18 protein-coding genes are annotated in these 18816 nt (G+C 30.4%); 10 read left to right on the top strand and 8 right to left on the bottom strand.

All coding sequences use genetic code 11. The features are described 5' to 3' along the window. Nucleotides 1-9: 9 nt before the first annotated feature. From tssO (ACQYZ7_RS00135) to ACQYZ7_RS00170, 8 genes are read right to left on the bottom strand one after another with little or no spacing between them, the layout of a single operon-like run. Nucleotides 10-456 carry a type VI secretion system TssO gene (tssO, locus tag ACQYZ7_RS00135; protein WP_430727800.1) on the bottom strand — a complete coding sequence of 149 codons (447 nt, stop codon included), beginning with the start codon at nt 454-456 and terminating at the stop codon, nt 10-12. A 3-nt stretch (nt 457-459) separates the two neighbouring features. After that, nucleotides 460-951: a type VI secretion system TssO gene (tssO, locus tag ACQYZ7_RS00140; RefSeq protein ID WP_430727801.1), complete on the bottom strand. Its 492-nt coding sequence runs from the start codon at nt 949-951 to the stop codon at nt 460-462. Between the two features lie 12 nt (nt 952-963). Beyond that, nucleotides 964-2133: a hypothetical protein gene (locus ACQYZ7_RS00145; protein ID WP_430727802.1), complete on the bottom strand. Its 1170-nt coding sequence runs from the start codon at nt 2131-2133 to the stop codon at nt 964-966. Then, a complete protein-coding gene (locus ACQYZ7_RS00150) occupies nt 2123-3001 on the bottom strand; it encodes a TssN family type VI secretion system protein (protein ID WP_430727803.1) in 879 nt (292 codons plus the stop codon). The genes ACQYZ7_RS00145 and ACQYZ7_RS00150 overlap by 11 nt, the downstream gene beginning before the upstream one ends. Before the next feature lie 14 nt (nt 3002-3015). Next, the gene (locus ACQYZ7_RS00155; RefSeq protein WP_430727804.1) at nt 3016-3960 is read right to left on the bottom strand and encodes a hypothetical protein; all 945 of its coding nucleotides are present in this window, start codon (nt 3958-3960) and stop codon (nt 3016-3018) included. Next, nucleotides 3945-6383 (bottom strand): AAA family ATPase, encoded by a 2439-nt coding sequence (locus ACQYZ7_RS00160; protein WP_430727805.1) that lies wholly within the window; start codon nt 6381-6383, stop codon nt 3945-3947. Before ACQYZ7_RS00160 ends, ACQYZ7_RS00155 begins: the two co-directional genes overlap by 16 nt. 5 nt (nt 6384-6388) lie before the next feature. After that, a complete protein-coding gene (locus ACQYZ7_RS00165) occupies nt 6389-8170 on the bottom strand; it encodes a hypothetical protein (protein ID WP_430727806.1) in 1782 nt (593 codons plus the stop codon). A 19-nt stretch (nt 8171-8189) separates the two neighbouring features. Continuing rightward, nucleotides 8190-8624, bottom strand: coding sequence for a GPW/gp25 family protein (locus ACQYZ7_RS00170; protein ID WP_430727807.1), 435 nt, complete (start codon nt 8622-8624; stop codon nt 8190-8192). Between the two features lie 81 nt (nt 8625-8705). Between ACQYZ7_RS00170 and ACQYZ7_RS00175 the strand changes: the two genes are divergently transcribed. The 10 genes from ACQYZ7_RS00175 (at nt 8706) to rodA (ending at nt 18757) form a co-directional block, all read left to right on the top strand. Then, the gene (locus ACQYZ7_RS00175; RefSeq protein ID WP_430727808.1) at nt 8706-9161 is read left to right on the top strand and encodes a hypothetical protein; all 456 of its coding nucleotides are present in this window, start codon (nt 8706-8708) and stop codon (nt 9159-9161) included. Between the two features lie 22 nt (nt 9162-9183). After that, nucleotides 9184-10548, top strand: coding sequence for a DUF5458 family protein (locus ACQYZ7_RS00180; protein WP_430727809.1), 1365 nt, complete (start codon nt 9184-9186; stop codon nt 10546-10548). Nucleotides 10549-10832: 284 nt separating this feature from the next. After that, nucleotides 10833-11285, top strand: a complete 453-nt coding sequence (locus tag ACQYZ7_RS00185) for a GAF domain-containing protein (protein ID WP_430727810.1) — start codon at nt 10833-10835, stop codon at nt 11283-11285. Between the two features lie 82 nt (nt 11286-11367). Next, nucleotides 11368-11493, top strand: coding sequence for a hypothetical protein (locus tag ACQYZ7_RS00190; protein ID WP_430727811.1), 126 nt, complete (start codon nt 11368-11370; stop codon nt 11491-11493). Nucleotides 11494-11635: 142 nt separating this feature from the next. Then, a complete protein-coding gene (purH, locus tag ACQYZ7_RS00195) occupies nt 11636-13162 on the top strand; it encodes a bifunctional phosphoribosylaminoimidazolecarboxamide formyltransferase/IMP cyclohydrolase (protein WP_430727812.1) in 1527 nt (508 codons plus the stop codon). 82 nt (nt 13163-13244) lie between these two features. Beyond that, nucleotides 13245-14273, top strand: a complete 1029-nt coding sequence (locus tag ACQYZ7_RS00200; protein ID WP_099215508.1) for a rod shape-determining protein — start codon at nt 13245-13247, stop codon at nt 14271-14273. 16 nt (nt 14274-14289) lie between these two features. Next, nucleotides 14290-15117, top strand: coding sequence for a rod shape-determining protein MreC (mreC, locus tag ACQYZ7_RS00205; RefSeq protein ID WP_430727813.1), 828 nt, complete (start codon nt 14290-14292; stop codon nt 15115-15117). After that, on the top strand, nt 15110-15616 hold the full coding sequence (gene mreD / locus ACQYZ7_RS00210) for a rod shape-determining protein MreD (RefSeq protein ID WP_430727814.1): 507 nt from the start codon (nt 15110-15112) through the stop codon (nt 15614-15616). The genes mreC and mreD overlap by 8 nt, the downstream gene beginning before the upstream one ends. Further along, nucleotides 15613-17499 (top strand): penicillin-binding protein 2, encoded by a 1887-nt coding sequence (gene mrdA / locus ACQYZ7_RS00215; protein ID WP_430727815.1) that lies wholly within the window; start codon nt 15613-15615, stop codon nt 17497-17499. The genes mreD and mrdA overlap by 4 nt, the downstream gene beginning before the upstream one ends. Next, nucleotides 17480-18757: a rod shape-determining protein RodA gene (gene rodA, locus ACQYZ7_RS00220; RefSeq protein WP_430727816.1), complete on the top strand. Its 1278-nt coding sequence runs from the start codon at nt 17480-17482 to the stop codon at nt 18755-18757. The genes mrdA and rodA overlap by 20 nt, the downstream gene beginning before the upstream one ends. The last annotated feature ends 59 nt before the right edge of the window (nt 18758-18816 follow it).

Genomic DNA, 18816 nt, shown 5'->3' on the forward strand with positions numbered 1-18816 from the left:
CTCTTATATTTAAATGTTAGCTTTACACTCTTCTAAATTCTCTTTCAAAACTTTATTATTTCTTTTTAAAGCATTGTATTCTTCACTCAAATCGAAAAACATTTTAAGCGTTTTTGATGATTGAACTCCAAAAATATATCGGTTATTCATATCGTTATCTCTGTAGATTTTTTTGTACTGTTGTATTTCTTTATCTAATTCATCTAATACCTGAATTTGAATAACATCAAAAGGTATTTCTTGAATTTTTTCGTGTGTGTTTTTTATTTTTTTCGTGTACTCTTCTTGAATATCAAAAATTTCTTCTGAAGCATCAATACTATTTAACAACTCTTTGCTTTCTATCACAGGGACTTTAAAAACAAATTTGGTTAGTATTATAAATACTACTGTAGAAATTATTATAAACAAGAGAGAGAACCTTATTTTTTCCCAAAAAACTTCATGATTATCCATAGCTTATTCTTTTTCTTTATTTATATCTTTATACTTTTCTCTACATTTTTCTAGCTGCTCTTTATTGGCCTCTCTTGTATTAACTTCTTTATTATAGTTTTCAAGGAGAGACTGTATGTTTCTTATTTCCGATAAAAACTCACCGTAAATTTTATAGTAGTTATTTTCTTTTTTTGTACTATCAATACTTTGTCTTATTTCAACCCTAGTATTGGTAATAATTTTTTGCATTTGCCTATACTCTCCTATATTTCTTCTTTTATTTTTTAAGCTATATAAATTTTTAAAAAGCTCTTCCATTTTAAAATTTAACATTGCTTGTTTTTTAAAAATTTCATTATAGTGAGATTGCTTACTCTCTATTAAAACAACTCCTTTTTCTGCTATAATTAAAGTGACGTATAAACAGAAAAACACAACTACTGCTGTTAATGAGAATGACGCAAAAAACTTAAGAATTTGTTTTTTCCTTTCTTTGTGATTTAAAGCCTTCATAAGAAATTTGTATTAATCAATTATACTCCAAGAACTGTTTCCTCCTCTATTTCTATTGAACTGTGATTTAGACTCTTCGTTAATTACGATATTATCTTTTCTTTGTCCTATATACTCTAGTTCACTCATCTTTTTAAATACACGCTCTAACATAGCTACAAACCTATTTAATACGTCAAACGTTTCAGATATTTCCATATGATTGTATTTAACATTAACAGCGTCTACTATAGAGTCTAGAAAGTCAGAAGGTTTTATATCTGTCCATTGATAATAATACTGTAGTAACTGTTCTTTTTCTTTATCATCCATTATACTTAAACAAATAGAAAGTTTATTTGCTAGCACAACTAACCTATCTACCAAATACATAGGAGAGCTATTAACAGAAATATTTTCTAAATTAAAGATATTATCACTGTAATACTCTTGCAGCTTCCCACAGATTGAAAAAGTATTAGAAACTAATTTATTACTACTTCTTTGTCCGTTGTTCTTTTTGAAAATTTTAATAGAATAATTTTTAGACTTAATGAGTACTTGTAGCAACCCCTTACCAAAGCTTTCTAACCTTTCATTAGACGATAAGTTAACTACGGGCGGAACATAACCTTCATCAATTGAAAATAATCCATTAGTCCATAAAACCTTTCCTATAACTAAAAAGTGTTCTTTTAAAAAACTGGTATTAATTTTTGAAACAGGAAGCGTATGCAGCTCTAATTTCGGTAATACATTGGGATGATGCAAAGGTATTACCTCAGGATCTGGTACACCTACTGGTAAATATTCAAATGGAGATAAAGACAACATTATATAAAACTCTTCACTTTCTGTTTTATCAAAATCTGATGTTTTTAGAGTTACTGATGGTGAACTTGCTCCATACAAATCACGATGATACATTATTCTGTATCCCTTTTCTGTTATAGCATTACAAGATTTAAGTTTTATTACTAAAGAATTATCTCCATCACTTAAAACATCAAGTTGTAAGTTTTCAAAATCAGCACTTCCTTCTATTAAACCATACTCATAGTTTTTAAGAGAAACAGAATTATAATCTTTTACTGTTTCAATTGTATTGTTATAATTTTTGAAAAAGTGTTCAGCAGATATTTTTACTCCGTCAGTCCAATTTATTGGTAAATAATTCATTTTATTATTTTTCTTATTCATCATCAATAGTATTTAATGCAGTTCTTCTTATGTATATAGTTTGTTTATTTCTTATTCTGTTAAATTTACCGTCTTTTTCAACATCTAAAACTTTTGTAAAAAGAGGAAAATTAAACCATCTATTAGTATAGAATATCCAACCAATAGGCTCTCCATCTAAGTATGTATCAATCATTCTATCAGGAAATCTAAAGTTTTGATCTTCAATAAAACGATTAAACCACATACCTACTGATACCTCCATAGGTAATTTCACTGAAAAAGAGCTGTAATTTTTATCATCAGGGTTTCTTTTAATCTTTACGGTAACTTGTATTAACTTGAAAACATCTACATTATCCCAATACATATCATTAACTCCATTATCTGAAACATTCCAAGCTTTATAAAATGATTTTGAGATATTTAAAAAATAACCTAAAGACATAGTGTACAACAACGGTAACACAAACCAAATTATTGATAACATTGCCCAAAGTGCATAAGGTAGATTGCTTATTTTTTCAAAAATTAGGTAATACAACCACCCTGAAAGAACCATTACTATAAAGACAAAAAACAGTGTGTGGAATTTATTATCTAAACCTATAGACTTGTAAAACTTTGTGTTCTGAAAAAATATAAAAAACACGCCTATAAAAAGATAACACAAAACTGTAAGTATTAATCCTACCCAAACAAATTCATATTTTAACAGACTTATAAAAACAGGGGCTATTAAAATAAGGGTAAGTAACAATACTAAAACAATTGCCTTTTTTATATTAAAAGACTTTTTAGCTTTTACTACATTGTTTAACACCATTAAAGAAATTATGGCTATTAAAGGTGCTAAAAGGAATTTTAAAAAATATACTATTATTATGTTCATAACTTTTTCTTTTCTTAATTAGTTAAATACGAGTCATATCCTAAAAACCTCTCTGATAAAACAAAACATTGATCAGAATTAGTTTGGTAAGTAATATGAATTTTTCTTGAGGAAATTAGAAAGAAGCTCAATACTTCCTTTATTTGTAAAACACTTTTCTCTAAAACTTTAAAGTTCTCTACTTCTTTTTCTAACACTACAACTACTTTAACATCATCTATCTCACTATAAATCTCACCGCTCAAACCTAAATCAACTCCTAAAACTGCATTACCTAAACTTAAAAAAGGTGACTCTTTTATAACACAAGGAACATAATTAAGCTTTACTTTTAAGCCTAGAACTACCTGTATTAGCTTTTCTAACTCCACTAAATTTTCTTTAAAAAATTCAGATTTACATAAATTAAGAAATAGCTTATATAAGGATTCGTCAGAAATCAGCAAATCAGAACCTATAATTTGCTTGAAGATATTTAATAGATTTTGTTTTGATTTTTTGTCTGAAAAAAAGTTTAAACTTCTGTTATTAATCCTAACTCTTTCTTTAAATATTTCAGTATCAAAAAGAGTAAAAAAGTTGATATCTCCTTTTTCTTTTTCTCTATTCTTACGAATAGTATCAATCACTTCTTTTTTGTTATCTGAATTAACTCCTAAAGAAAGAGGATAAAACAAAATTTCTGGTAGTTGATGATATATACTGTTCCTACTTAGGTTAACAACTAAATTTTCCTCGAAACCTGTGTCTTTAGCTATAAAATTTGAGTCAACAGATAAAATATCTTTAGATTGAGCTCTACTATTCATTCCATGGTTTCTTACAATTAGCCTTTCAGAAACATCTTTATCTAGTAAAAATTCTAGCTCTTCTACAAAAACTTCTCCAATAAAATTAGATGCCATATTGCGAACAAGCTCACCAACAATGACATCGCTTTCTTTTACACTAGCTCCCATACAAGATTATTGTTTTTATAATCTAATAATACATGATCTCCTTTATTCACTTGTTCAGAAACTATCATTTTAGATATTATCTTTTTCACATATGTTCTTACAACTCCAGCAATAGGTCTAGCTCCATACTTTTGAGAAAATCCTTTTTTTGATAAGAACTCTAAAGCTTCGTCAGAAATATCTAACACTATTTGTTTTTGTTGCTCTAATTGCTTTCTAAGCTTATTAAAGTGTATTACTAAAATATCTTGTGCTACTTTTTGGTTAATTGGAGCGAATGGAACTACTTCTGTTAATCTTCCTAAAAATTCGGGTCTGAAGTGTTGTGCCATCACCTCTATTAACTCATTTGAAGTTGGAGTTTTTCCTTCTGTTATTTGTTCAGCAATCCATTGACTACCTATGTTAGATGTAAAAATGACAATAGCATTAGAGAAATCTCCTTCTCTTCCTAATTTATCATGAATCACACCTTCATCCATTAACTGAAGAAAAACATCGTAAACAGAAGTGTGTGCTTTTTCAATTTCATCAAATAAAACTACTGAATATGGGCGTTGTCTAATTTTAGTTACTAACATCCCTCCTTCTTCATAACCTACATAACCAGGAGGCGCTCCATAAAGTAATGCTGCTGAGTGCTCTTCTTTAAATTCAGACATATCAAAACGAATCATTGCAGTTTCATCATCAAAAAGCAACTCTGCTAATGATTTAGTTAATTCAGTTTTTCCTGTTCCAGTAGGGCCTAAAAAGAAAAAAGAACCAATTGGTTGTTTAGGATTACTAAGTCCACTTCGTGATTCAATAATAGCATCTGATAATGTTTGAATTGCATTTGACTGACCTTTAACTCTCTCTTTTAACTTTTTATCTATATTTAAAAGACGCTCTTTTTCTTCTGTTTGAATTTTCCCCAAAGGAATACCTGTAATTTCTGAGACAACAGCTTCAATATCCATTTCACTTACAATTTCTATAGGTGTCTTAGCTAATTCTTTTAACATAGATAAGAATTCTTCAACCTTAGATATTTCTTCTTGTAAATCTGGATTATCAGATACTAAATTAAATGACTTGGTTACTTTTGAAGTTTGAATAACACTAACTTTTCTGTAAATGGTATTGTAGATTAATTGTAAATCAGAAAAATCAAATTTGTCCGAGTCTTTAACTTCATTAAATTCTTTTTCTATCTTTTCAACTTCTTCTGAAACAGTAGCATTGCTCATTTTTACAGCTGCAACAGTTTTATCTATCAAGTCTATTGCTCCATAAGGTAATTTCTTTTCTTTAAAATACCTTTTTGAAAGATGTATAGATTCCTCAATTGCTCTATCTGAAATTTTAATATCAAAATGTACTTCAAGTCTTTTTTTATGTCTGTGCAAGCATTTTAACATTTCTAAGTCTCCTAACTCCTCTAATTTCAAGATTTCTAGCTTGCCACTTACAGGGTGTCTTTCAAGACTTTTTCGGTAAGAATCTGAATTAATTGTAAAAATCATATTAATTCGTCCTCCACTTAGTTGAGCATTTAAAATGTTAACAATGGCATTTGTTTTACCAGAAGAGTTTTCAAGTAATACATGAAGGTCATCTATCACAAGTATAGATGGAGTATCAATAGATTCTAATTTCTCAAATAACTCTGATATCTTCTTATTTACATCATTTTCTGAACTTGCTGCAGCCAATAGTTTTGGAACATTAAGCTTAAACACCAAATGACTTTTTAAATACTCATCAGTACTATTACTTAATTCTCTTACAAAATAATTTACTGTCGCTGTTTTACCAATTCCAGATTCTCCTACTAGAATAACACCTTTGCTTTCAGATCTTTCAAAATTCTCTAAAATTAATCGTACTTCCTTTTCTCTTCCTAAAATTAAATTTCCTTTTTGAATTACTTCTTGTGTTTGAAGATCTTCAATATATGAACTTATAGTAGAAATGTTTTCCTTGACATTTGACTCTAAAAAAGTAGGAGTATTTGCGTTATACTGCTTTAGTATTTCTTGCTCTGTTATTCCAAGTGTTTCTATTTGTTGACCAGAATATACAACACCTTCTCTTACTACCGCTGTAAAAATGCATAACGCATCAATATTTTCTGTTCCTAATTTGATTTTTGAACGTTCAGATTCTTCAAAAACCTTAGCAACCTCACTATCTGGATGTATATCTCCAGAAGCCTGTAGCGGAGTTGACTTGTACATTTCTTTCATTACCTCAAACCATTCGAGAATGTAGTTAGCATCCTTCCCCATACCATCAATAATCTCCTCTAAACCAGTAGGTTCATTAATTAATGATGTTATTAAATGGCAAACACCGTAGGTACTTTGTTTTTCTTTGTAAGCAATACTTTTAGCTCTTTTTATGCTTGATAAAGCGCTTGAACTGTAATCTTTTTCCATCATTTTTAAATAAAAAATACTTTATAAGTTATATTTGATATAGATTTTTTTTCTAACTCCTTTTCTAGATAATAACTGAAAAGGTTTTGTTTCTCTACAGAAATTAACTCTTTTTTAGTTTTTATATGTATATCAGTGGTTCTTATCAACCCTTTTTTCTTTTCTTTTGATATGGCAACACCATCTTTTATAGAAACATCTTCAACAAAACGTCCTATTTTACTATTTACAAAGCTTTTTACATCTTCTTTTGTTACAATTCTTTCCCTTGTAAGTAATCCATAGCGTAGACCATTTATTTTGTCATGCTCTTCTTTTCTAATATAGCCTCCTATCGTTTCCGTTTTTAGTTTAATCTTACTATCAATAAACTTACCTGTTCTATATTGATTAAAAGTGTAACTAGTAGTAATTCCATTTGCTTGACTAGCATTAGTCAACCAATACTGAAACTCATAATTAAAAGCTTCTTTATGTGGGTAGGTTAATAAGAAAGTTTTATCATTATTTGCATTTACCTCACCAAACTCTAAATGAATCTTCTTATCAATTTCGTCTAATTTCTCATGCAGGTCGTCTAAATATGCTTGTATGATATCATAACCTATGGAAGAAAAAGCACTTCCTTCTTCTCTTACTGTTTGAGAAGTTTTACTCAACATCATTTTAGCACTTCTCGTATCAAACCTTCCTATATCTCCAAAATATAATGAGTAACCTCCTTCAAGGCTTTCGGTAGAATTCCCTATAACGTTAGCATAACTATTTCCTTTATCATCATTTAAACTTTCAATGTTTAAAAAATAATCTACTCCTTCACTAAGTACAGATAAAATTCTTCCATTTTTTCTAAAATTATGCTGCTTATATTCTAACTTTCTATTAACTACAGGAAAGGTGTTTAAGCTCACATCAATCCCTTGCAGCTTATCTTTAGAAAAAACCTCAGGGAGTTTAACTTTAAACCACAACAGTTTTTGATTTAAATCTTCTGGCTCAATAAAAAAGTCATCTTGTTCACCAAATAACTCATTAATTGTCTTTTTAACCTTACAAGGTTCATTTAGGTTTAATGTGTAAAAACAATCTTCATAAAACGAAACAACGTCTTCAAAATAATGAACTTCATTATTCTTATTCACTAAGCTTTCTTTATCCAAAAACATTTCATTTCCTGCAGCATCATAAACCTTCATTGTTTTTAAAAAAGGTAAAAGAGAACTATCATTTAAGATAAAACATAGTGATAAGTTATTTGTATCCTCTAGTAACTCATTTGAAATTTCCACTCCAAACCAAAGTTCATAATCTTTAATTTTATTCTCTTGAGGCAAATAAAGAGCGTCTTCTATATTACCAAATTGATTTTCACTTATTAACAATTTATCGTCATAACCTAAATATTTAACAGAAGCATTTATAAGTTCTTTTGCTATAATAGGTGTAAAGAAAACATCTAACTTTTCTTCTCCAAATCGTCTTTTTGAACAATAAAAATGATCAGAAACATAAAGTTGCGTCGTATCATCTTCTGGTTGTGCTTTTAATAAAGCATGTGAAGGTGATGGTAAAGACCATTTGTTACTCACCAGTATCCTAGACAGTCTATCTAATAGCTCTTTATCTGATACGTCTACCTGTTGATGTAATTTTGATATTTCATAAGCAAAAGTATGTAGTAACAAATCTAAAATAGGGTCAACACTTCTTTTGTCTTTAATACCCCATAGTTCCATCGAACGCAGCAGCATTCGATTTTTAATTTTCATAAAATATTCGTCTCTCATTGCGTTTTTTTTTGTTTTTCTACTGAGATAAAGGACTGATGTAAAAAAGTGTAGCGAAATTAAATGGAGCTTCGGTTTCAATAATTATTCCGAATACTTTTATTTCTGCTTTTCTTCTTACATGAATATCTGTAGTCTCTGCATCATCATCTATTTCAGACAATCTTACACTAACTCTAATATCCTTAAGTCTTGGTTCATACTCAATAAAGGCGTAATATAAAGAATCTTTAACTTTTTCTTCCCATTTATTAATTTTAACCAACTGATTAAATTCTAAATCCCAAATATCGGAACCATAATTCGGTCTTCCAAAAACCTCTCCTTGTTTTGAAGTAGCAATTATCATGAGGTGCTGAGCTATAGATTCTTCAAGAGTACAGCCAGGTCTATTATTCTCTTTATTTGTTTTTGTTATGCTCGAAAAGTCTAGCGGGATTTTTAAATAATTCATTTTTCTTTAACATTTTTTTGTAAAAATAATTTTTTTTATCAATAATTTAATAGATTCGTAGCAGAATAAAAAAAAATTATTATGGCAATGTACAATTACGGAATTGGAGGCAATGAAGTTAAGGTTGATGCTAATGAATCAATCGCAAACATTTCTTCCAACAAAACTTTATTAATCCAAAAACTTACCGACGAAGCTCCAGCAACCCCTGAAGCAACTTATGGTTTAGACACAATCGAAGCAGTTTTCGAGAAATTTTCACCTTCTGTGAAACTTGAACACACCGATGAAAATGGCGCTGACGTTAAAGAATCTTTAAATTTTAATAATTTAGGTGATTTTAATGTTGAGAACATTAAGGCAAATAGCTCTTTTTTAAATAAGCTAGATATAGAAAAAGACCAGTACCTAAGAATTTCAAGACAATTATCTTCTAACAGAGCTCTAATGAAAGCACTTAGCAACCCTGAAACAAAAGATACTTTTATCAAAATTTTAGAAGAGTCTATTAAGGAAATCGAGCAAGCTGAACAATAAAAACAAAAAAACATAATTAGCTATGTCTACAAAAGTAAAAACCCAACAATCGGAAGTAGTTAAACAACAATCCCCTAGTCAAGAAGTAGCGAGCGCTATTGATGGTATAAAAGAGTACGGAGGTTTCTCTTTTATTGAAAACATCGTTGATGGATACTCTAACTTAAACCCTAAAAGAAAAGCTAGAAAAAGTCTATTTTTAAATGACGAGCAGTGGAAAGGAGAAAGAAAAAACTTAAAAAACAGACTTTCTGTTTGGTTAGAAATTCTTAAAAGTAGTGAAAACATCGAGTCGATGTGTGATACTGCAAAAGAAAAATCTACCAGTATAGAAGGAGTTTTAAATTACAATCTTAAGAAAACCTTAGAAAGAACTAAGGAATTAGAAACTTCGTATAGATCTGTAGCTTTATTCTACAAAAATACTGAAAAAGATAAAGTAAAAAACATCACCATCTTAAATGCCGATTTAAGTCAACTAAAAGATTTAGAGAACCCTCTTTTTATAGATTATGTATCAAATGAGTTTAAACAAAACTTTGATAGATTAGACTTAAAAGACAACTATTCTATTTTAGTAGTTCCTGGATATTTAGGTTCTAACGTAGTGTTAGATAAATGGTCTAAAATAGCCTATGACAACAAAGCTGTTTTATTAACCGATTTTCAAGATTTAGAGACAGCCGACGATATTGTTGACATGTTCTCCAATGCAAATCATTCAGGAGGAGAGGTTCACAAATCAAACACTTTAATGACTTGTAACTGGCTTTTAGGAAGAAAGAAAGAAGACGCTGTAGGTGAAGAAGATAACTTATACGTTCCTGCATCATCTGCTTTAGCTGGTAAAATATACCATACTTTAATGTCTCAAGTAGTAGCAGGTAAAAAGTTTGGTGGTATAAACGAAGTAGAAAGCGTACGATTCGACCTTAAAAAGAGTGAAATTTCAGAAATTGAAAAAATGGGACTTGTTCCTATGGTAAATGAATACAGTAAAGTAATGGCTTTTTCTGCTAAAACTTTATTTAATGGAGACAACTTAGGTTTACAAACCTACTCTGTTGTAAGAGTATTCGACCACATAACAAAAGTGTTATTTGATTTCTTAAACAGACGTGCATTTGAAAACTGGAGTTCTAGAACTGAGGCTGATTTACGTCGCCAAATAGTTAAGTTTTTAGATGACATTCAAGGACCTACTAAGCTAATTGAGCGTTTCAAGGTTATAAAAATAGAGCAAGATCAAAATCAAAAAGATCGTGTTTTATTAGATATCCACATCACTCCTTATTTTCCTGCTAAAAGTTTTGTTATCCAATTAGACGGACACAAAGGAGACGGACCTGAAGATGCTGTATGGCACAGTGAATACGTTCAACAGTAATTTAATCCTAAATTATATTCGTTTTCTTATATAGAAAATGACAAAAATAAAAGCGGAAGTTTTAAATTTAATTTAAAGCTTTCGCTTTTCCTTTTTAAACCATTTTACAGAACTATAACTACTTTTTACGTATCCACTAATACATTATCCTTCTTTTTTCATAAAAAACTCTTAAAACACCTTATTTAAACTACAAAAAATGGAATTCAGTTTTTTATCACAATTCATACAACTATTTTTGTAAGCTTTAAGTACTATTTACGAGTAAAATAAAAAACACTTTTATGAATTCACAAGAACTAAAAAACAATGTAAACACAATCGTTAAGAGCAACTCTCCAAAAGAAGAAAAGCTACAGCAAATTTGTGATTATTTGGCTTCAGAAATTTCTTATTACGACTGGGTTGGTTTCTACTTTAAGAATGGAGACAAGGAAGAATTAAAGCTCGCGCAGTTTAACGGAGAACCTACAGATCATACAATTATACCTTTTGGAAAAGGAATTTGTGGTCAAGTAGCCATCAGTAATCAAAATTTTGTGGTGCAAGATGTAAGCGAACAAGACAACTACATATCATGTGGATGGAAAGTAAAATCTGAAATAGTAATTCCTATTTTTGTTAATGAAGAAAACGTTGGTCAAATTGATATTGATTCTCATACAGCTAACCCATTTACCCAAGATGACGAAGCTTTATTAGAGTATATTTGCAAAAAAGTGGCTAATTTTATATAATTTTCGCATAATCACTTGATTATTAAGTTTTTTTTTATTTTATTTGATCTGATTTTTAACAACCCCATTAATCCCCTTAAATATGAGCAGTAGAGAACATCCTTCTTATGCGGCATTAGGTAATGCTAATGCTCGTGCAAAATCTCAACAATCTTTAGTAGAAAAATTCACTATCTGGTTTCGTAACTTTTTAGAAACTGCAGAGTAATTTTTCTTTTAAGATTTTGTTGTAAAAAAACACCACCAAAATTATTTTCTTTTTGGTGGTGTTTTCAATGTTAAAAACTTAAAAAATCATTGTGTAACGCCTACTGTTTTACTAGCTTTGCAAGCTTAACAACACAACAATAATGAACAATACAAAAACTATTAAATCAGCATTAATATCCGTTTTTCACAAAGACGGGTTAGAGCCTATTGTTAAAAAACTTAACGAACTAGGTGTTACTATTTACTCTACAGGAGGCACTGAAAAGTTCATAAAAGACTTAGGGATTGATGTAGTACCTGTAGAAGATGTTACTTCATACCCTTCTATTTTAGGAGGAAGAGTAAAAACTTTACACCCTAAAGTTTTTGGAGGTATTTTAAATAGACAAGATCACGAAGGTGATGTTGCTGAGATGGAAGAATACAATATTCCGCAATTAGATTTAGTAATTGTAGATTTATATCCTTTTGAAAAAACAGTTGCTTCTGGCGCTTCTGAACAAGACATAATTGAAAAAATTGATATTGGCGGTATTTCACTAATCCGTGCTGCAGCTAAAAACTTTAAAGACACTGTAATTGTTTCTTCAATGGAACAGTATGAAGAGCTTTTAAATATTATTTCTGAAAATAACGGAGATACTTCGTTAAACGATAGAAAAAAGTTTGCTGCCAAAGCTTTTAATATTTCTTCTCATTACGACACTGCTATTTTCAACTATTTTAATGAAGATGAAGTTGTGTATAAAGCTAGTGAAACTACTTCTAAAGTATTACGCTACGGAGAAAACCCACACCAGAAAGGGTTTTTCTTTGGTGATTTAGAAGCTATATTTGATAAGTTACACGGAAAAGAGTTAAGCTACAACAACTTATTAGATGTTGATGCCGCAGTAAACTTAATTGAAGAGTTTAAAGGTGAAGATCCAACATTTGCCATTTTAAAACACAATAACGCTTGTGGTTTTGCTCAACGTAAAACAATTCATCAAGCCTATGTTGATGCTTTAGCTGGTGACCCTGTCTCTGCATTTGGAGGTATTTTAATCTCAAATACAAAAATTGATAAAGCTACTGCTGAAGAAATTCATAAATTATTTTGTGAAGTTGTAATTGCTCCTACTTATGATGATGATGCCTTAGATATTTTAAAAGGGAAAAAGAACAGAGTTATTTTAATTCAAAAAGAAGTTGAATTACCTAAACAAACAGTAAGAACAGCTTTAAACGGAGTATTAATTCAAGATAAAGACTATATTACTGATAAATTAGATGATTTATCATATCCTACCGACAATAAACCATCAGAAAGTGAGTTAGAGGACTTGTTATTCGCATCTAAACTATGTAAAAACACCAAGTCTAACACAATTATCTTAGTAAAAGATAAGCAGTTATTAGCTGGTGGAACAGGTCAAACAAGTAGAGTTGATGCGCTAAGGCAAGCAATTGAAAAGGCTAGCAGTTTCAACTTTGACTTAAATGGGGCAGTTATGGCTAGTGATGCTTTTTTCCCTTTCCCTGATTGTGTAGAAATAGCAGATAAAGCAGGTATAAAAAGTGTAATTCAACCAGGGGGTTCTATTAAAGACCAATTAAGTATTGATTATTGTAACGATAACAATGTAGCTATGGTTTTTACAGGAACAAGACATTTTAAACATTAATTATACTGAGTGTAAAATACCCACAGATTTTTATTAGATTTGTGAGAATACATTAAAATTAAATATAAATAACGAAATCTATATGGGTTTTTTCGATTTCATGACAGAAGATATTGCAGTAGATTTAGGTACTGCAAATACACTTATAATCCACAATGGTAAGGTAGTTATTGACAACCCCTCTATTGTTGCTAGAAACAGGCTCACAGGTAAAATTATTGCCACAGGACATGAGGCTAGTAGGATGCAAGGTAAAACCCATGAAAACATCAAGACCATACGTCCTTTAAAAGACGGTGTAATTGCTGATTTCCAAGCTTCAGAAGAAATGATTAAGGAATTTGTCAAACAAATTCCTGCCATAAAAAAGAGGCTTTTTCCGCCATCTTTACGTATGGTGATTTGTATTCCTTCGGGAATTACTGAGGTTGAAAAACGAGCAGTTATTGATTCTGGTCGACATATGAACGCTAAAGAAATCTATTTGATTTACGAACCAATGGCTGCTGCTATTGGTGTAGGTGTTGATATTATGGAACCTAAAGGAAATATGATTATTGATATAGGTGGTGGTACTACTGAAATTGCTGTTATTGCACTAGCAGGCATTGTATGCGATCAATCAGTAAAAGTTGCTGGAGATTTATTTACCAGTGACATTATGTATTACATGCGTACTCAACACAATTTACATGTTGGAGAAACCACTGCTGAAAGAATAAAGCTACAAATAGGTTCTGCTACAGAAGATTTAGATAATCCACCTGAAGACATGATGGTACAAGGGCGTGATTTACTAAGTGGTAAACCTAAACAAATACAAGTTTCTTACCGTGAAATTGCAAAAGCATTAGATAAATCTATTTTACGTATTGAAGATGCTGTAATGGAAACTTTATCTAAAACCCCTCCTGAATTAGCCGCTGATATTTATAACACTGGTATTTATTTAGCTGGTGGAGGTTCAATGTTAAGAGGTTTAGATAAGCGTTTATCTAGAAAAACAGATTTACCAGTATATGTTGCTGAAGATCCGTTACGTGCTGTAGTTCGTGGAACAGGTATTGCTCTTAAAAATTTAGAAAAATACAAAACTGTATTAATCAAATAAACTTGAATGATTATTTATGCAACAGCTTATTTATTTCTTCCAGAAGTATAAGTATTTCTTATTTTTTCTATTTTTAGAAATTATTGCTGTTGCATTAATCATTAACAATCACTCTTTTCATAAAAGCAAGTTTATTAGTTCTACCAATTTTATTACAGGTGGATTATATCAAAAATCATCAAACATATCAGAGTATCTAAATTTAAAAGAAAGTAACTCTATACTAGTTGAGGAAAATTTAGCACTAAAAAATAAACTAGAAAAAATCACTACGTACCTTGATAGTGTTTCTGCAAGCCAAATAATTGACACTCTAAAGCTCAGCCAAAACTACAGCTATATTTCTGGAAGAATAATCAAAAACTCTTTTCATAAACCAGAGAACTTTATAACGATAAACAGAGGTAAAGGTTATAATATTTCAAAAGAAATGGGGGTAATAAATAGTAAAGGTATTATTGGTATCACTGATAATGTTTCCAATAAATTTGCTAGAGTACAATCTATTTTAAATTCAAAGAGTAACATTAATGCTAAGTTCAAAAACAATAATCACTACGGAACATTAATTTGGGATGGTAAAGATTATAACATTGTACAATTAACCGATATTCCACGTCAAGCTATTTTTAAAGAAGGTGATACTATTGTTACTGGAGGGAGATCTACAATTTTCCCTAACGGAATACCTATAGGAACTGTTATAAAAGTACCTGAAGAACTATCAGCCGTAAATAGCATCAACATTAAACTTTTTAATGACATGTCTAACTTAGGTCATGTTTATATTATAACCAACCTAAATAAAGAAGAAATAAAAACTGTAGAAAACAATAATGAATAAAACGCTATACTTAATATTTCTATTCGTTTTCCTCTTGTTACTACAAGTGTTGGTTCTAAATAATATTTTATTTTTAGGGTATGTAAACCCCTACATTTATATCGTTTTTATTTTTTTGTATCCTATTAAAGAAAATAGATTTTCTCTTTTATTAATTGCTTTTTTGTTAGGTGCATGTGTTGATGCATTCTCTAACTCTGGCGGAATTCATGCTTTTTCTACTGTATTCATAGCTTATATACGTTTATTTACTTTTAAAGCTATATTCAAAAAAACATCGTCAGATTACCTACTTTTTAATCTAAGACATGAATCTTTTGATAAAGTATTTAATTATACAGCAATTTTAACATTAATTCATCACTTCATTTTATTTAGTTTAACTAACTTTAGTTTTTATAACATTTCAAATGTACTTATCAACACACTATTTTCTAGTGTTTTTACGTTACTGTTGTATTTTTTAGGAAGTTTTATATTTAGGAAAAAGCTAACATGAAACGAAGTTTCTTACTTATAGTTTTAATTACTCTTATTGGAATTGTTTATATCTCTAGATTATTTCAATTACAAGTAATGCACGGAGGTGAACAGAGTTTAACTCACAGTGCCACAATTAAGATTGAATATGATTACCCTGAACGTGGTTATATTTATGATCGTAATGGAAAATTATTGGTTGCAAACCAATTATCCTACGATGTAATGATTATTCCAAAAGAAGTTGAGGCTTTAGACACTCTAGAATTCTGCTCTCTATTAAAAATTGATAAAGAAGATTTTATAAAACGTTTTACAAAAGCGAAAAATTATGCCCGTTGGCTTCCTTCTGTATTTTTAAAGCAATTGGCTAAAGAAGACTATGCTTTTTTACAAGAAAAGTTACCTAAATATAAAGGTTTTTATATCCAAAAACGTATTATTAGAAATTACCCCGTAAAATCAGCAGCTAATGTATTAGGTTTTATTAGCGAGGTTAACGAATACATCGCTAAAAATAGTGATTACTACGAACAAGGGGAATTAATAGGTAAACTTGGTGTTGAAAAACAATACGAAAAAGAATTAAGAGGTATTAAAGGAAAAAAGCACTTTAAAAGAAATAACCTAAATAAAATTACTGGTTCTTATAAAAATGGAAAGCACGACACTCTTGCAGTACCAGGTAAGGACTTAACATTAACCATTGATAGTGAATTACAACAATATGGAGAGCTATTGATGTCTGGTAAGAGAGGTGGAATTGTTGCTATAGAACCTCAAACAGGTGAAATTTTAGCATTAATCACTGCCCCATCTTACGACCCAAACTTACTAGTTGGAAGACAGCGCTCTCCTAACTCAGTAAGACTTTTTAACGACAGCATTAACATGCCTACTTTCGACAGAGGCTTACAAGCAATGTATGCACCTGGTTCTCCCTTTAAAATCCTTACTGGTTTAATTGGTTTACAAGAAGGAGTTATTGATAAAAATACTGGCTTTTACTGTCAACATGGGTACCGTTACGGTAAACGTCCTAACGCTTTTATGGGATGCCATTGTAGAATTGTTGGACGGCCTGTACGCTTAAAAACAGCTATTGCTAAATCTTGTAATACTTATTTCGCTAACACTTACAGGAGAATTATAGATAATTATGAAAACCCAACAATAGGAACTGATGCTTGGAGTGAACATGCAAAAAGTTTTGGATTAGGTAATTATTTAGGTTACGACCTTCCTTCTGGTCAAAAAGGAAGAATTCCTAATGGTAATTTTTACGACAAAAGTTATGATTTTAGATGGGGAGCTACAACTACAATCTCGAATGCTATTGGGCAAGGGGAAGTAGAGACTACTCCTATTCAGTTAGCGAATATGACCGCTGCTATTGCTAATAAAGGCTATTTTTATACTCCTCATATTGTTAAGAAAATTGAAGACAAGTCTATTCTAGATTCTATTTATGTAACTCGTAGAAACACGACTGTTTCACCAGAACATTTCCCTATTGCTATTGAAGCAATGCACGAAACTTTCACAAGAGGTACAGCAAAACGTAGTAGAATTGAAGGTATAGAAATATGTGGAAAAACAGGTACCGTAGAAAATTTTATTAGAGTTAACCGAAAAAAAGTTCAGCTGATTGACCATTCAATCTTCATTGCCTTTGCGCCAAAAGATGACCCAAAAATAGCCATCGCTATTTTTGTAGAAAATGGAGGATATGGGGCTACAATTGCTGCTCCTATTACCAGTTTACTTATTGAGAAATATTTAAACAGATCTATCTCAAGAAAATATCTTGAAGACCATATGATTAACTTAAGTCTTCAAGACCGATATGACGATCAATTACTAATTCAAAAAAGCGATACTCTTGCGACAAGAACGAAATAATATTTTTGCTGGAATCGACTGGCTACTTGTTTTACTGTACGTAATATTAGTTGGCTTTGGATGGGTAAATATTTATGCTGCATCCTCTACAGAGGAATCTAGAGAAATTTTCGATTTCACAACAAAATATGGAAAACAATTAATTTTTATAGGGCTTAGTATTCCTGTTATCATCTTTATTCTTTTTTTTAACTCCAAGTTTTACGAGCAGTTTTCAAGTATAATGTATATTTTTTCTCTAGTTCTATTAGCTGGTGTACTTGTATTTGGTAAAAAAATTAATGGTGCTACCTCTTGGTACAACTTTGGTGGAATAGGGCTACAACCTTCTGAATTTGCAAAAGCTTTCACTGCCCTAGCTTTGGCTAAGCTAATGAGTGACCGGCAATACAACCTTAAACTTATAAAAAATCAGGCTAAAGCCTTTATTGTTATTTTTCTGCCTGCCTTTTTTATTGCATTACAACCAGATATGGGCTCAGTATTAATATACTTCGCATTCTTTTTTGTTTTAAACAGAGAAGGTCTTACGTTAGCTTATATTTTATTTGGGACAATCTCTATTATTTTATTCATATTAACAGTTTATTTTGGAGCAAAATGGGTTCTTATCTCATGCTTACTTATAATCACATTAGTTGTTTTTTATGGAGTTTATAAAGACAAGCGATTTTTTCGCTTCAACGTTTTAAAAATAATTGGCTCGTATCTTTTTGCTATTTTCTTTATTTTAGGAATCAGCTACACCTATAATAACATATTAGAACAACATCAAAAAGACAGATTCGATATTTTATTAGGAAAAATACAAGACAACAAAGGTATTGGCTATAATTCTTATCAGTCTGAAAAGACTATTAGTTCTGGCGGGTTTTCTGGAAAAGGTTTTTTACAAGGAGATAGAACACAAGGAAATTTTGTACCTGAACAACACACGGATTATATATACAGTACTGTAGGTGAAGAATGGGGCTTTTTAGGCAGCTCTTTTGTTATTATTTTATTTATGCTACTTCTTTACAGAGTTATTTATTTATCAGAGACACAAACCAATAAGTTCGCAAGAATATATGGCTATAGTGTAGCTTCCATTTTCTTTTTCCATATTATTGTTAATATTGGTATGGTAATAGGTTTATTACCTACAGTAGGAATCCCTCTTCCTTTCTTTAGCTATGGAGGCTCTTCTTTATGGGGTTTTACACTACTTTTATTTATTTTCATCCGTTTAGATGCTCATAAAAAATACGACTGGTAATCAACTCCAATCCTTGTAGTGAATTGTGTTTATGGTAATAAGTTTATTACCTACAGTAG

The organism is Tenacibaculum sp. SDUM215027 (assembly GCF_050566205.1).
Taxonomy (GTDB): Bacteria; Bacteroidota; Bacteroidia; order Flavobacteriales; family Flavobacteriaceae; genus Polaribacter.

Bases quoted from the DNA above. Each gene is read 5' to 3' on its own strand.
- tssO (WP_430727800.1), bottom strand. From the start codon at position 456: ATGGATAATCATGAAGTTTTTTGGGAAAAAATAAGGTTCTCTCTCTTG.
- tssO (WP_430727801.1), bottom strand. From the start codon at position 951: ATGAAGGCTTTAAATCACAAAGAAAGGAAAAAACAAATTCTTAAGTTT.
- ACQYZ7_RS00145 (WP_430727802.1), bottom strand. From the start codon at position 2,133: ATGATGAATAAGAAAAATAATAAAATGAATTATTTACCAATAAATTGG.
- ACQYZ7_RS00150 (WP_430727803.1), bottom strand. From the start codon at position 3,001: ATGAACATAATAATAGTATATTTTTTAAAATTCCTTTTAGCACCTTTA.
- ACQYZ7_RS00155 (WP_430727804.1), bottom strand. From the start codon at position 3,960: ATGGGAGCTAGTGTAAAAGAAAGCGATGTCATTGTTGGTGAGCTTGTT.
- ACQYZ7_RS00160 (WP_430727805.1), bottom strand. From the start codon at position 6,383: ATGGAAAAAGATTACAGTTCAAGCGCTTTATCAAGCATAAAAAGAGCT.
- ACQYZ7_RS00165 (WP_430727806.1), bottom strand. From the start codon at position 8,170: ATGAGAGACGAATATTTTATGAAAATTAAAAATCGAATGCTGCTGCGT.
- ACQYZ7_RS00170 (WP_430727807.1), bottom strand. From the start codon at position 8,624: ATGAATTATTTAAAAATCCCGCTAGACTTTTCGAGCATAACAAAAACA.
- ACQYZ7_RS00175 (WP_430727808.1), top strand. From the start codon at position 8,706: ATGGCAATGTACAATTACGGAATTGGAGGCAATGAAGTTAAGGTTGAT.
- ACQYZ7_RS00180 (WP_430727809.1), top strand. From the start codon at position 9,184: ATGTCTACAAAAGTAAAAACCCAACAATCGGAAGTAGTTAAACAACAA.
- ACQYZ7_RS00185 (WP_430727810.1), top strand. From the start codon at position 10,833: ATGAATTCACAAGAACTAAAAAACAATGTAAACACAATCGTTAAGAGC.
- ACQYZ7_RS00190 (WP_430727811.1), top strand. From the start codon at position 11,368: ATGAGCAGTAGAGAACATCCTTCTTATGCGGCATTAGGTAATGCTAAT.
- purH (WP_430727812.1), top strand. From the start codon at position 11,636: ATGAACAATACAAAAACTATTAAATCAGCATTAATATCCGTTTTTCAC.
- ACQYZ7_RS00200 (WP_099215508.1), top strand. From the start codon at position 13,245: ATGGGTTTTTTCGATTTCATGACAGAAGATATTGCAGTAGATTTAGGT.
- mreC (WP_430727813.1), top strand. From the start codon at position 14,290: ATGCAACAGCTTATTTATTTCTTCCAGAAGTATAAGTATTTCTTATTT.
- mreD (WP_430727814.1), top strand. From the start codon at position 15,110: ATGAATAAAACGCTATACTTAATATTTCTATTCGTTTTCCTCTTGTTA.
- mrdA (WP_430727815.1), top strand. From the start codon at position 15,613: ATGAAACGAAGTTTCTTACTTATAGTTTTAATTACTCTTATTGGAATT.